Origin of the sequence: Paenibacillus sp. FSL L8-0158 (genome assembly GCF_038592965.1) — a bacterium.
Classification (GTDB): Bacteria; Bacillota; Bacilli; order Paenibacillales; family Paenibacillaceae; genus Paenibacillus; species Paenibacillus polymyxa_D.
Genome location: NZ_CP151949.1, coordinates 4,635,793 through 4,650,231, shown reverse-complemented (window position 1 = coordinate 4,650,231; position 14,439 = coordinate 4,635,793). Strand labels below are relative to the sequence as shown.

Below are 14,439 nucleotides of genomic sequence, written 5' to 3'. Positions count from 1 at the left end.
CGTATACATAAGAGGGAAGGGGGGGAGACTTGTAATATCGGGGAAGTTTGTATTATTTCACTTATCTCACACCTACAGCGTCAAAAGACTTTATAGCAGAGGTTACCGCTATTGAATTTTCACCATAATTATCTTTGGCCGTTTGGATAACAGCGGCACGCGCGGTGGAGAAGTTAGACGTGGAAGTCAGATAATTGGTGAAGGCATTATAATAAATATATACGGCTGCATCACGTCCGATTCCATCTACCTTGACACCATGGAAGGTGCCTCCTTGTGCCAGTAGATAGTAGGCTTTATTAATAATGCCACTATTAATATGGGCTCCACCATAATCCTCGTTGTTAGGATCAGGATAGAGGTTGCTGTAGTGATCAACTTGACCGTATTTGACAGGATCGGAAAGGGAGCGAATGGCGTCGCCCTTAATATTAGGGGTATAAGCGACTTTGCCGAAATCCCAATTGGTACGCTCAATGTCGTTGCCTATAATATCTGAGATGGCTTCACTTAATGCACCAGATTCAGCGAAATACACGAGCCCTGATGAATGCTCGGTCACACCGTGTGTCAGCTCATGGGCAACAATTTCAAGGTCGCTGCTAAAAGGGGCAAATAACGTGCCGTCTCCGTCTCCGTAAAGCATATGAGTGCCGCCCCAGTGGGCATTATTGTAGTTCTTTGCGCCGTAATGGACTGCCGAAGCGATGGCCATGCCATGCCCGTCAATGCTGTCGCGTCCAAATCTATCCTTGTAATAATCGTAAGTGCGAATAGCGTAAGCGTGGGCATCCACCGCAGCCGGGTCTTCCCATACGTTATCGGAATCTGTATACAGGGTGCCGGGGAGCGTCTCGGTGTTGTGGACGTTATAAGTTAGGATTCCTTTACCACGAGTCGTATCCTTTAGTTGATACTTCTTGCCCGAAGCTGTGGTTTCAAATGTTTTGATATCACCGAATACACCGCGCCCTGTGCCGATCACTTCGTTAAGGATGTCATACTTGAATACGATTTTTCCGTCATTAGCGTCAATAAAGTAACGCGTGCGCAGCAGAGTGGGCTGTAAAGTATTAACTTCGGTTACATAGACGAGACGTGTCGAGTCTCCATCGGGATAGATGTACAGTTCTGCTGTAGGGTCTACACTTGGTTCCAGATTGGCAATCTTGGAAATAGAGGATGCAGGCCCTACCACTTCCAATGTACTGTTCTCCAGTTCAGCTGCTTTATCCAAATCCAAGGAGTCCTTATCAGTAGAAATTGATAATTCATTGTTAGATGCTGTTCCGTAAGTGTCTTTACTTACACTACTTGTATCCTCGTAAGGTTCAGGAACGATTGGTGTGGAAGAAGAGAGAGATTGAACCCGTATAGCTGCATCTTCATAAGCGGTATATACAGCCTCAGTAGCACTGATTTTTGGAGTTGTATTTTCTTTGGCATTGGCTTGTTGATCTTCTGAAATGACAGCTCCCAAATAAGAGGTGATTTGGCCAGACTTGTTCACATGAAGGGTCTGTTCGGCTCCAAATACGGGAATTCCGTCTACATATTGTTTTAACCGATAATGCTTTGTACCAAATTTGTCACTGGTGCGATCCACGATACGAAATTGCTCGCGCACATGGGAACCGATGTGGGTATCGTCCAGACTCAATAATGTTTTTTGTTGTCGATTTAAAAAGCTCCAGACCAGATTGTCGCCTGTTACCGTTGAAGGAGACTTCCAGTTCACCGTTTGGAATGTTGGCGTAAACTGAGTCGGATCGGAAACAGAATTTTCAGCTGCGGAAGCTCCAGGCGCTATACATCCTAATAACATAGCTCCTCCTAGAAGTGAAACCCATACTTTTTTCAATTCATACTCACTCTCCCTAATTAATGTTGGGGTAAAAAAACACCCTGTTTGCAGAAGCCTCGGGTCATATATGTAAGTCTTGTTGCTCCTTTGAAACGTGAAGAGGATGGATAAAAATTACCTTATGTAAAATATTAAGGTTTATTTTTTTGCAATCTCATCGTCTTGGCTCTGATATTAGCACAGAGGTTGTCGAACGAGAAGATTAATTTTACAAAATACCCCAAAATGAATCCTTAGTCCCGAAATACAAATAAGATTGTCGTATCTAGTCGAAATATATAGAAGAACCTCATTCAAAAATGTATGAGTGGAGAAATAGCAGCTGTTATGTTAATGGACATGTTTCAACACCTCAGCCGAAATAGGGATAAAAAAACGCCATTCTTTCCTAAAATGATACAGAAAGAACAGCGTATTTTATCGTTTTATGGATGTTTACTTCTGTTTAATAGGCAGAGCATGATAGCCAAAAGCTAAATCGAGCAAGGCGCTCGCTTCTTGACGCAACAATAAATTCTTTGGACGGAAGGTAAAGGAGCCGTCAGTATTGATGAGGGTATCCGGATCTACGATTCCCTGTGAGGCAAGAGCTTGAATGGACTGGACCGCCCAAGCATCCGCAGCGTCGAGCAATTTCACATGAGTGGCTTGGTCAGGTTGAATCTGCTTCAAGTTTTGAATCATGGTTGCTGCGACTTGTCTGGTAATCGGAGTCGCACGGTCATATCTTGGTATGCCTACTTTGAGTTGCTTCTTGATTTTTTCGATTTCGTCCGGGAAAGTGTACCCTCCGTGCGCAAGCAACAAGGCGTCAGCAAATTCCCCTTGTGTCATCGTGCCCATCGGGTTAAATAGATTACCTTTTTTAGCATTCATGATGTTTAAAGCATGAAGATTGTCTATATGGCTTCTATAGTTACTCTTTTGCGGGACGTCTGCAAAAGGTGGTTTGATATTGATTTTCTGAGATTGAGCAACAACGCCTAGGCCTTTAGGACTGGTGTAATAAAAATACGCGATTTCTCCAGCCTTGTTTTTCTGGAAAGCGAGCTTGTTTCCTTCTGCATCTTCAAACAACAATGGGCGAATCATTTTGAGTACTTGCTTTCCCGCAGTTTCATCTTCCATGACCAACGCCCCATTCTCATAGGAAAAATGGGTACGAATCGCGAATACACGTGTATTTTGATACAGACCCACGTATTTTTGCGCTTCTTTTTCCTCTAACTGGTGGTAGGTTGGTTTCTTCTCAGTGATAGCTCGAGGGAAATAATGATCCATGAACGCATCGTACACATCTAGACTCATCATGGAATCATTATTGTAAGACATGAAAAATGCAGTTTTTTGTTCAGGCACCAAAACCATCAACGAAGAATGTCCCGGCATGTTTCCGCCTTTTAATACCACATGTTGACCGTTGGCAAGGTCGTTGAAATATGTCTCAAATCCAACTGTCGTAATAGGAATCGTCTTATCTGCGAAAACTTGGTAGGCATGCATCATATCCATGCTTTTTTTACTTACGATTTCTTTACCTCCAAACTTTCCATTCTGTAGCTGCATAATCATGTACTTTGACATGTCTTCTCCAGTAGACAAAATGCTTCCTTGTGGCCCATCAGTTGGAGCGTGCCCATATGTTGGATGAGGATCGCCAGTGGGACCGTAATGTGTAGCCATTCTCTTGAGAAGGTCAGGCGTAAAGCGCACACTGGTAGACTTCATGCCTAATGGTTTAAAAATATTCTTTTCCATATATCGTGAGAAAGGTAAGCCCGTAACATTCTCCACTGCATATCCTGCGAGTAAAAATGAGAAGTTGTCATACGTATAAGCTTCACCGGGCGGCCGTACCACTGTCGGCATATGTTTAGGAATAAACTCCTTCATCGATATATTTTGATTAACGTATTCGGGTCCGGTTATCGTGGTGATATCGGGATAATCTACGCCGCTGGTATAAGTCAACATATCAAACAAGGTGAGGGCTTTTCCTGTTTTATTGGGTATTTTCAATCCACCGAGATACCGTTGTACATCTTGATCTAGTTTAAGCTTTCCTTTATCGACTTGTTGCATCACGGCCAAGGCGGTAAAAGTTTTCGAGACTGAAGCGATTTGGAAGACCGTGTCCTTATTGACAGGAATCTTCTTTTCTTTATCTGCATAACCGTACCCTTTATTGACGACGACTTTTCCATCATGGACGACGACAAAACTTGAACCGTTCACATTGTACTTCTTCATTTTTTCCGCGAATAACGGATCAGCAAAAGTTTCTATTTCTTTTGCGTTATTGGGAGCTTTTGTCATTTGAATTTTGGCCGTGGACGCCGATGGTTTTAATTCTCCAACTTCTAATGATTGTTGGGAACAAGCAGAAACCACGCTGGTAGAAATGAGCAGAAGTGCGAGGCTTACTTTATTTATTGCTTTCTTCATTTTCGTACTCTCCTTTTTTGGACTGAAATGTTCTTGTCAGCACACCAAGTTGTCGACTCACCAGTGCATGAACCGAGTGTAGCAAGCGGCAAGTCATAGTAGCTAGTGACCTTTTGTCTTCTCATGCATGACATAAAAAATAGAGCGTAGTACGGCTGGTTTTATAGTCATTACCTACAAATCATGACACTTTGACACTACCGTATGTGACAGACAAAAAGTTAGAATCGCATAACGTATTAGCAAAGAAAAGAAAGAGTAGGAGAGAATCAAATGACGAAAGAATCAGCTCGAAAAAGGTTGCAAGATTTCTACTTTTTGTTGTTTACCTTCGGATCCGGACTGTTTTATTTTTGCTTCTATTTGGCCAGCATTACATTTGCGTTGGCGATGACGGTTATCTTCGTGGGTATTCCCTTGTTGGCGAGTGTGTTGCGAACAACTCACACGTTTGTTCAGTATGAACGCATTCAGACGAAGGTTTATACGGATATATCGATAGAGCCAATCCTGGCAAGGACAAAAGGTGGAAGGGATAAATGGATTAAAGCGAGAAGAGTAATTCTTAATAGTAGCAATTGGAGGGCCGTTTTTTGGCTTATGCAGAAATTTTTGATTGGAGTGATTAGCCTCATATGTGCCGTTATATTGTACATAGCTCCGCTCGTATTTATCGTTACACCGATACTTTTTCAATATCTTGAGATATACTTATGGGGATTCGCTGTAGATTCATGGGAAAAGGCTATATGTGTTATGCTCGCTGGGTGTATTCTCGTCTGGATCAATACTCGCATTGGAAACAGCCTAGTTCAAATCGTTGGAATGTACACGCGTTCTATGTTCAAAGCTATTAAGGGGTGATAATTTGTTTACAACCTGGAAACAATGGCTCTGGTATGACTGGTTATTGCTTTGTATACGTTTTGTCATCTGGCTCTCATTGATGATAACTACTATCCAACACCAAGACCATTTAACTGTGCCCCTTTGGATCATCATTCTTTGGGAAGTTGCCTCATTTTCAGTACCTTGGATTTGTTTAATGTTCAGTTATCGCTACTATCTGCTTACTGAGATGGTTTTGTTTGGAGGAGTGTGCTTCTACTTAACTTTATTATTTCCGGAGGCGTATCTTTCATTTTTAATGCCAACTTTCATGATCGCGGCAAATAGTGCTCATAAATCATTCCGTTGGTCGGGTTCTATCACAATTGTTTTGTTTCCGTTGCTCATTGCAATATTTTCCCCAGGAACAGATCTATGGGCGATTATCCCACAAATCGGTCTGGCGTTTGCGATGGGATTTTCCTTTCATTTACTCGTTTTTAATTATCGCCAGAATGAAATTATTCGCAATCAGAAGCTTGTGTTGGAACAGTATCTATCTCAGATTGAGCAAATTACTTTGTTAGAGGAGCGCGATAGACTCTCCAAAGATTTGCATGATACGATGGGGCATTCCTATACCTCGATCATTATGGGGATGGAAATATTGCGTACGGAATTAGCGACAAAAGATGGAGAGCAAAGACTCGACTCATTATTGCAATTGGCCCGTAACAGTATGGAGGAAGTGAGAGCCTATTTGCATCAAATAGATTCACCACAAGAATCACTTCCCTTGACGGTTACTTTGCAACAATTAGCAGAGGAGTTCCAGAAACATGCAAAGGTAAATGTACGCACTCGTATAATAGGGGAAGAGTACATGGTCTCCAAACAAGCAAAAATGACGCTTTATCGGAGCTTGCAGGAATCGCTGACTAATGCCGTGCGCCACGGACAATCCACCGAAATCATTGTGTCACTGCATTTTGAGCCGCAACAGACGAGATTGGATGTGCAGGATAATGGCGGCGGAGTGGAGGAGTGGAAGGATGGCTTCGGATTAACTGCGATGAAAGAACGTGCGACACAGTTACAAGGGAGAGTCACTGTATACTCCGAAAAAGGCGAAGGGACGTTCATCTCATGTGTGTTACCCAGACTGGTACAATTGTCTGATGAACGAATCCGCTTGTGTATCGTCGATGATCAATCGTTTATTCGAGACAGTCTCCATACAATCCTTGACGGACAGGAGGACTTGCAGGTAGTGGGGATGGCTGAAGATGGAGAACAAGCTGTGGAATTATGCGGAAGCCTGAAGCCAGATTTGATATTAATGGATTTGGAGATGCCCAATCAGGATGGGATTCGTGCGACCAAAATAATCAAGGAAACATGGCCTGACATTCGTGTCCTCATCCTGTCAACGTTTCAGGATACAGAGAGGGCGAAGGAAATCATGCGAAGCGGTGCTGACGGCTATTTGCTGAAATCCATAGAGTCGCGTGAACTGGCTGAAACGATTCGCCTCGTCTATCGGGGAGGCACGATAATTGACCAGGATTTGTTCCATAGAATGTGGAACGAAAATGATGAAGAAGAGTCAGTCGAATCGAAGTCAGTTGTAAAAGAGTATGGCTTAACGAAACGCGAACTAGAGGTCTTGAATCTTTTGTCTCAAGGAATCCGTTATAAAACAATTTCTTCGAAACTTTACTTATCCAACGGCACAGTAAGAAATTACGCCTCCACTCTCTATGACAAACTGGGAGTCAACAATCGAGAAGAAGCCGTACAAAAAGCAAGAGATATAGGATTACTTTTGTAAGAGAAAAGGGCGCCCCTTTGAGGGGGCGCCATAAATAAGGGGGGAAGGGGCGCAGACTTGTACACTGCACCCCTATTTTTTCGTCCATTGTATGAGTAGGGCCACATGACAGTTGCACAACGGCAACGGTCTATGGACGAGAATATGAGGATTATAGCGTATATGATTTAGTTTACGCCTACAGCATCAAAAGACTTGGCAGCTGCAGTTGCTTGTGCTGAGTTCGCACCGTACAGATCTTTTGCCGCTTGGATCACAGCAGCGCGTGCGTTGGAGAAGTCGGAAGAAGAAGTCAGGTAGTTCGTAAAGGCACTATAGTAAATTTGGACCGCTGCATCGCGGCCAATTCCATTTATAGTTACACCATGGAAAGTACCACCTTGTGCCAACAGATAGTAGGCTTTATTGATAATGCCGCTGTTCGTATGAACGCCACCGTTATCGGAGCTGCCTGTATACAAGTCGGAATAGTGATCTGGTTGATCATACAGCGTAGGATTGGACATAGAGCGCAGGGCATCGCCTGCAATGTTTGGCGTATAAATATCGTCGCCTACAAGCCAGTTTTTACGCTGAATGTCATTGCCGATGACGTCCGAGAAAGCTTCATTCAATGCACCGGACTCTCCGTAATATTCCAAATTCGAAGTATACTCTGTGACACCATGAGTAAGTTCATGACCTACCACATCGGGGTCCCCACTAAATGCGATAAATGTGCTACCGTCCCCATCTCCATAAGTCATTTGGGAGCCATTCCAGAAGGCGTTGTTGTAGCGGCTACCGTAATGGACTGTCGAACGAAGTTGCAGCCCGCGTCCGTCAATGCTGTTGCGTCCAAATTTGGACTTATAGTAATCATAGGTTTTGGCAGCATATGCATGGGCATCCACGCCGGCTGGATCATTCCATACATTATCGGCATCGGTCAGAATGGAACCTGGGATGCTTTGACGGTTAGAGGCTGTGTAGGTCACAACCCCGTTACCGCGTGTTGTATCTTTTAACTGGTAGCTACTGCCGGAAGCTGTCGTGGTGAACGACTTGGTATCACCAAGCACACCTTTACCTGTACCTGTCGCTTCATTAATGATGTCATACTGGAATACGATGCTGCCATCATTGGCATCAATAATGTAGCGAGTACGCAGTGGGGCAGGTTCTAAAACATTGACTTCTGTTACATAAACCAGCTGCAGGTCATCCCCTTTAGGATAGAAGTACAGATCGGCTTTAGGATCTACTTCTGGCTGCAGATTAGCGATTTTGGCAATGGAACTTTTTTCATTCTCCACCGCTTCAATTTTGCTATCTTTCAGGGCAGATGCTTTATCAAGACTCAGCTCGCCCTTATCACTGGATATCGTATTTCCGTTGTTAGCTGCTTCGGAGTAAGTGTCTTTGCTTACACTGGTTTGCTCCTCAGCATCTTTAGAGATGGTATCGTCGGAGGTAGGGAGGGCTTCAATTCGTGCAGCTGCTTCTTTATATGCAGTGTAGACCGCTTCAGAAGCGCTGATTTTTGGAGTTGTACCTTGCGTAGCTTCAGCTTGCTGATCCTCACTAACCACCGCTCCTAAGTAAGAGGTGACCTCACCAGATTTGCCCACATGAATAGTCTGTTCAGCTCCATATACGGGAATCCCGTTTACATACTGTTTCAGCCGATAATGGCTCACACCGGACTTGTCACTTGTGCGATCAACGATTCGGAATTGTTCACGTACACTAGAGTCGTCCGCACCCAATAACGATTTCTTTTGCCGATTCAAATAGCTCCATACAATGTCGTCACCCGATACCGAGGAAGGGGCTTTCCATTGCTCGGCGTGAAAGGTCGGTGTAAGCTGAGTTGGCCCCGAAACGGAACTCTCCGCTGATGCACCAGACGCGACAGACCCTAACAACATAGCTCCTCCAAGAAGCGAAACCCATACTTTTTTCATTAAAAATTCACTCTCCTCGATTAATGTCAGGATGAATCATCCTGTCTTGAATAAGGCATTGTGCCATTTATGTAGGTCGTGTTGTCGTCTGGAATAGAAGAAAATGGAACATGAAGAGAAATACCGAAGTGTTTTTCATGAAGCGTACGTGAAAAGAGGGTACTGCAGTATGAAGCATGTGGCCTAAAAAGGTGACAAACTCCTCCTTTCCTGTCGTATATAAATAAAATAGAATAATGGTGGATAATGGAAAAATATTGACTTATGCAAAAAAAACTAATGTTGATTTTTTGAACTCCCATCATCTGGCTCTGATATTAGCACAGAGAATGACGGACGAGAAGATCTATGTCACAAATTTATCCAAAATGAATCTTTAGACCCTAATAACACACTTATTTAATAGGATTAATAAGTTATGTAAAATAAAGTCGAAAATTGCTATGTCGAAAAGACTCCACGCTTGCCGTTACACACGGCTTTTGGACCGCATAGGTTATGTTGAACTGTCCTAATCATGCTGTCCATCTATACAGCAGGAAGGGAGGTGAGACGGGAGCATGAAGAAGCAGGGAAGAGCTGGATACAAGATCAAACGGAGGCGGCATTCCGGCGCATACTATCATTCTAAGATGTGGCTGCCATTACGAATGCCGAACATGCATAAGAATCCGGTAGCCCCTGCCATGAGGGAGGTACTCGACACGGAGAGAGGGGCACAGATCGGCGAAGAGCGACCATCTGGACCGTCATCAGTGGGAAAGTTTTTCGTATCTGTCATTATTCCGGCCATGAATGAGCAAAAAAAAATCGGAGCTGTGATTCGCGAAGCGCGCCGTGTCCATCCACATACAGAGGTTATCGTCGTTGAGAACGGATCACACGATAGAACGGCGAAGGTGGCAGCAGCGGCGGGAGCTCGTGTACTTTCTTTCCCGGAACCGCTCGGACATGATGTTGGCCGTCGTGTTGGAGCGGAGGCGGCATCTGGACAGATCCTGCTTTTCCTGGATGGGGATATCGTCATTCCCTGCGTTAGACTCCGGCCGTTTATACACGCCATATGTGCAGGGGCGGATGTGGTGCTGAATGATTACCATGGACCTGTGAATCGTACGCCCGTACATCCTGTAGTGGAGGCAAAGCATGTATTGAATATCTTGTCGAATCGTGCTGATTTAGGGGGGGCATCTATGACTGGCATTCCACACGCCATTAGTCAAAAGGCTCTAAACAAAATAGGTCCAAAGCCCTTGGAGAAACCTCCTTTATTTCAAGCTATGTCCATCGCTTCCGGGTTACGAGTGGTGACTGTATATGGAATAGCTGTCGGTAAAATAAATGCGACACGTAAAAAACAGAACGGCAAGGACCCGCTGGCAGATGTAATTGTTCAGGATCATCTAGATGCCATTGCCTGGCTTACATCGCGTCTGGGAACGCGTGCGGGCTATACGGATTTGGAGCGCAAACGGATCAGAGATGAGGTGAAACTGTGAGTAGACCGTATCGCAGAGGGAAGCGTGAAGAACCGAGCTGGGGGATCAGACGTGTTCAGCGAAAACGAGGAACGACGACTTCAATGCATAGCCGTAGGGTGAGAAGGCCCACACCTCGGGCAACAGGAATAACCGAAGTGACTCCACCTGTGGAACGCGAAGTTCCGGGAGATATTCTGTTACAGGGAACTGCAGCGGCCGTGGTCAGCGCCTGTAATGAAGAGTCAACGATTGACCGGGTGCTGAGCGAACTGGAAAAACTTCCGCTTACGGATATCATTGTCGTATTGAACGGCTGCACGGACGGCACGCGCTCTACCGTAGCCAAACATCACCCTAATGTGACTCTCGTCAACGTGCCGGATCGACTGGGGCATGATGTTGGCCGTGCAATAGGCGCGCGTATGACGCAGGCTGATATTGTGCTGTTCGTGGACGGAGATTTGCCGATTCCAGCATCTGATTTGCTGCCTTTTCTCCACGCGGTGGATCAGGGAACGGATGTTGCGCTTAATGATCTGGGCAGACATTTGCCCCCCTATGCCCAGCAAGACAGCGTGACACGGTGCAAAGCATTCCTGAATCGTGTACTGCGCAGGCCGGATCTGGGAGCAAGCTCATTGACCGCGGTACCGCATGCATTATCTCGGCGTTCACTGGATCAGCTTGGCTCAGCCGTGCTTGCCGTACCGCCAAAAGCCCACGCCATGGCAATTCTGTATGGCATGATCGTGGCGGCAGTACATGCTGTTGATGTCATTAAAACGAACCGTAAGCGGACCTTCAATGTTGGCAAAGGGAACGCTATGGAACAGTTGATCGTCGGTGACCATGCAGAGGCACTGACGGCGGTGTTTCAGGTAGCCGGGTACTCCCCGCTCGGGCCTGTTCCAACACGGGTAGACGTTGCCAAAGGGAGGAATAAGCTATGAGTCTGACGAGCATCATTATTCCGACTTATAACGGCCTGCATCTGTTAAAGCCGTGCATTGAGGCGATTCGGACACATACGATAGATGTACCGTATGAAATCATTGTTGTGGACAACGCTTCGAATGACGGAACGGATGATTTTTGTGCATCCGAGCGGCTGATCAGTATACGTCTTCCCGAAAACAAAGGCTTTCCAGCAGCATGTAATACGGGGCTCCGGCTCGCTTCAGGTGACCAATTCGTTATTTTAAACAATGATGTGACGGTTACGCGGCGATGGCTATCGAATATGTTGGCTGCATTGCAGAGCGAAAGCATAGTGGGATTGGTGGGGCCGGTGACGAATTGCGTCAGCGGTATTCAGCAGATTCACGGATTAGAAGGAGATTTGGCCAGCTGTCTGAGATATGCGGAGCAGAATAATACAAGTAATCCCTCCAGATGGCAGGAGGTTAAGCGGTTGGTCGGGTTTTGTTTGTTATTCCGGCGTGATCTGATGGAACGGATCGGATTGCTGGATGAACGGTTCAGTCCCGGACATTATGAGGATGACGATTATTGTCTGCGCGTACGCCTGCATGGCTACAAGCTGCTCATGTGCAACGACTGTTTTGTCTATCACGAGGGGAATGCGAGCTTCTCACGCTCGGAAACTTCCTGGATTGAAGAGCTGATCGAGCGGAACTATCGTTTGTTTATAGAGAAATGGAGCATAGATCCCAGAATGTTCATTGAAACTGGAAACGCTGGGGTTGTATGCACTGAACATGCTGTCGAAGGAGGAAGGAAGATATGAAAGGGGTTATTCTCGCAGGAGGAACCGGATCGCGCCTTCATCCGTTGACTACATTACTCAACAAGCATCTGCTTCCGGTCGGCAAGTATCCCATGATCGTATATGGTATCGAGAGGCTGCGACAGGCTGGGATCACGGATATGCTTATTATTATTGGTAAACAATCGGCCGGACTGTATACCGATTTTTTGGGCAGTGGCAGTGATTATGGTGTCCAACTGACCTACCGGATTCAAGAAAAGGCGGGCGGTATTGCAGAAGCACTCGAACTGGCAAGAAGCTATATGCAAGCAGAAGAAAAATTCACTGTTTTGTTAGGTGATAATTTGTTCAAGGAAGACTTGGGACCTGTGATCGAACGATTCAAGCAACAGCCCCCGGGGAGCGCCAGAGTGTTGTTGAAAAAGGTGGCAGATGCTCGTCGTTACGGGGTACCCGTGTTTGATCCTGAGCGCCCGGAGATCATTACGCGGATTGAAGAAAAGCCGCAGCATCCCCAATCCAAATATTGCGTTACGGGTATCTATATGTACGATACTGCCGTGTTCGATAAGATCCGGCAAATTACGCCTTCGGCACGTGGTGAGCTTGAGATCACGGATGTTAACAACTGTTATGCCGCTGAAGGCAAGCTGGAATATGATATTTTACGGCGCTATTGGAGCGACGCAGGAACCTTCGATTCCCTTCAGGAAGCTGGAGTGAAAATGAAAGGACTTCTACCCTGATCTCAATGAAACACCATCCTACCGGGCCAGGCATATAGTATAGGCATAATGCCACCCGGAGGAGTGAACGGCATGAAACGCCTGAATATGCAAAGGAAACACAGCAAGCGGCTCGGAAAGAAAGGCTATTGGTCAGGATATAAAAGGGGCCAGGAGCAAGGTAACAGGTTGGGTCAGGCTTCGTTCGGTAAAGTTTTTGAAGGCGTCAGTATTATCATTCCGTCCTGCAATCAGCTTCAACAGCTCCGTACATGCATTCACCGTATTGAGGAGAATACGAGCCATCCTCACGAAATTATTGTGGTGGACTGCGGCTCGACGGACGGGACATCCACCTATTTGCTCCGTAAAAGCATCGCTGTGCGTTATGCGCTGTTAAAAAAGGATGCTCAAATGATAGGTAGCCTGAATCAGGGGCTGATGATGGCAAAAGGCACTACTATTGTGGTACTGGATCAAAACTCCATGGTGACCCCCGGCTGGTTGGATCGGTTGTTAGGGTGTTTACACAGCGATCCGCGTATGGGTGTTGTTGGGCCTGTAACGAATGGTCCATTCAAAGAACAGCAGATTGAGGTTCCTTATATGAACGAAAATGGAGCACGTCAATTTGCCATGACCTTCAATGTCCCCAAACCGGATGCATGGCGAGAGACCGAAAGCTTGGCTGGATTTTGTTTATTGCTGCGCAGAGAGACACTGAAAAAAACGGGCTACTGGGACGAAGGCTGCCACAGTATTGAGGAAGCCCATGCAGATTGGCTACTGCGTGTGCGTTTGTTGGGGATACGTATGGCAATTGCCGGAGATGCTTTTATCCATTATGAAGAAAGAGATCGGGATACGGTGTGTGGTTTTCCTCTAACGGCCGAAACAAGCGGTTCAATGGAGGAAAACAGCCGGAACCGATCCTTTTTTGTACAAAAGTGGGGGGATGCGGATAAGCTGTTCCACAACCTGAAATTCAGTACAGCGGAGACGGACGGCCAGATCTCAACAGGTAAGGAAACACACGTATCAGCGGCAAGCTTTTACCCCATCGGAGCGGTTGTTCAGGGACCGTCCGGTGTAGTATTTCGGTTAGAGCCGGGAAGAAGGCGGTATTTGCATGGAGTCAGTGCTGCGGGAGGTGAAAACGTGCGCCCTGTCAGATTGTCTCAGCTGGACTTGTTGGCACTTCCCTTGGTAGGGAAGCCGGAGGTCACAGTTTCCGGCAGCACTGATGCACCTGTAGCTGAGTCGCCAGAGGAACCCTTGCCTGTGCTGGCGGCTCCTGAGCTGGGGAACATGTCCATGCTGCCCACACTTCATATCCCGGCCCAACGTAGGCGATGGATCGAGTTACTGTATGCTGAAGGTGGGCAACTGTACCAAATCGGCAACGGTTGGAAAAGACCATTCCTTACCCTCTACGCTGTGATGAGTTGGCGGGCTGAGGACTATCCAATTCAGTTTTTGTCCTCTGAAGAATTGTCGGCATTGCCGGAGAAGCAGCCTATTATTGCTCCACCGGTGCTGCACGGGCATCTGTAATGATCTGAATAGGCGCTTTTAGGCGGAACCGACTAC

Annotated in this window: 10 protein-coding genes; 7 read left to right on the top strand and 3 right to left on the bottom strand. The window is 46.1% G+C overall.

The window, feature by feature from the left end; genetic code table 11:
• Positions 1-61: 61 nt before the first annotated feature.
• Positions 62-1,861 (bottom strand): M4 family metallopeptidase, encoded by a 1,800-nt coding sequence (locus NSQ68_RS20505; RefSeq protein WP_342427042.1) that lies wholly within the window; start codon positions 1,859-1,861, stop codon positions 62-64.
• Positions 1,862-2,299: 438 nt separating this feature from the next.
• Entirely contained in the window at positions 2,300-4,309 is a 2,010-nt protein-coding gene (locus NSQ68_RS20500) for a serine hydrolase (protein WP_342427041.1), read from the bottom strand.
• 273 nt (positions 4,310-4,582) lie between these two features.
• Between NSQ68_RS20500 and NSQ68_RS20495 the strand changes: the two genes are divergently transcribed.
• Both NSQ68_RS20495 and NSQ68_RS20490 read left to right on the top strand, forming a co-directional pair.
• Positions 4,583-5,173 carry a sensor domain-containing protein gene (locus NSQ68_RS20495; RefSeq protein ID WP_342427040.1) on the top strand — a complete coding sequence of 197 codons (591 nt, stop codon included), beginning with the start codon at positions 4,583-4,585 and terminating at the stop codon, positions 5,171-5,173.
• A gap of 4 nt (positions 5,174-5,177) precedes the next feature.
• Positions 5,178-6,968 carry a hybrid sensor histidine kinase/response regulator transcription factor gene (locus NSQ68_RS20490; protein WP_342427039.1) on the top strand — a complete coding sequence of 597 codons (1,791 nt, stop codon included), beginning with the start codon at positions 5,178-5,180 and terminating at the stop codon, positions 6,966-6,968.
• Between the two features lie 167 nt (positions 6,969-7,135).
• On the opposite strand, the gene NSQ68_RS20485 is transcribed toward NSQ68_RS20490, so the two are convergent.
• Positions 7,136-8,914 carry a M4 family metallopeptidase gene (locus tag NSQ68_RS20485; RefSeq protein ID WP_342427038.1) on the bottom strand — a complete coding sequence of 593 codons (1,779 nt, stop codon included), beginning with the start codon at positions 8,912-8,914 and terminating at the stop codon, positions 7,136-7,138.
• Between the two features lie 560 nt (positions 8,915-9,474).
• Between NSQ68_RS20485 and NSQ68_RS20480 the strand changes: the two genes are divergently transcribed.
• The 5 genes from NSQ68_RS20480 to NSQ68_RS20460 all read left to right on the top strand — a co-directional run bounded on the left by NSQ68_RS20480 (position 9,475) and on the right by NSQ68_RS20460 (position 14,403).
• Positions 9,475-10,413 carry a glycosyltransferase gene (locus NSQ68_RS20480; RefSeq protein WP_307353321.1) on the top strand — a complete coding sequence of 313 codons (939 nt, stop codon included), beginning with the start codon at positions 9,475-9,477 and terminating at the stop codon, positions 10,411-10,413.
• A complete protein-coding gene (locus tag NSQ68_RS20475) occupies positions 10,410-11,345 on the top strand; it encodes a glycosyltransferase (protein ID WP_342427036.1) in 936 nt (311 codons plus the stop codon). The genes NSQ68_RS20480 and NSQ68_RS20475 overlap by 4 nt, the downstream gene beginning before the upstream one ends.
• Positions 11,342-12,142: a glycosyltransferase family 2 protein gene (locus NSQ68_RS20470; RefSeq protein ID WP_342427035.1), complete on the top strand. Its 801-nt coding sequence runs from the start codon at positions 11,342-11,344 to the stop codon at positions 12,140-12,142. The genes NSQ68_RS20475 and NSQ68_RS20470 overlap by 4 nt, the downstream gene beginning before the upstream one ends.
• Positions 12,139-12,870, top strand: coding sequence for a sugar phosphate nucleotidyltransferase (locus tag NSQ68_RS20465; protein ID WP_307353324.1), 732 nt, complete (start codon positions 12,139-12,141; stop codon positions 12,868-12,870). The genes NSQ68_RS20470 and NSQ68_RS20465 overlap by 4 nt, the downstream gene beginning before the upstream one ends.
• A gap of 72 nt (positions 12,871-12,942) precedes the next feature.
• Entirely contained in the window at positions 12,943-14,403 is a 1,461-nt protein-coding gene (locus NSQ68_RS20460) for a glycosyltransferase (protein WP_342427034.1), read from the top strand.
• Positions 14,404-14,439 lie beyond the last annotated feature (36 nt).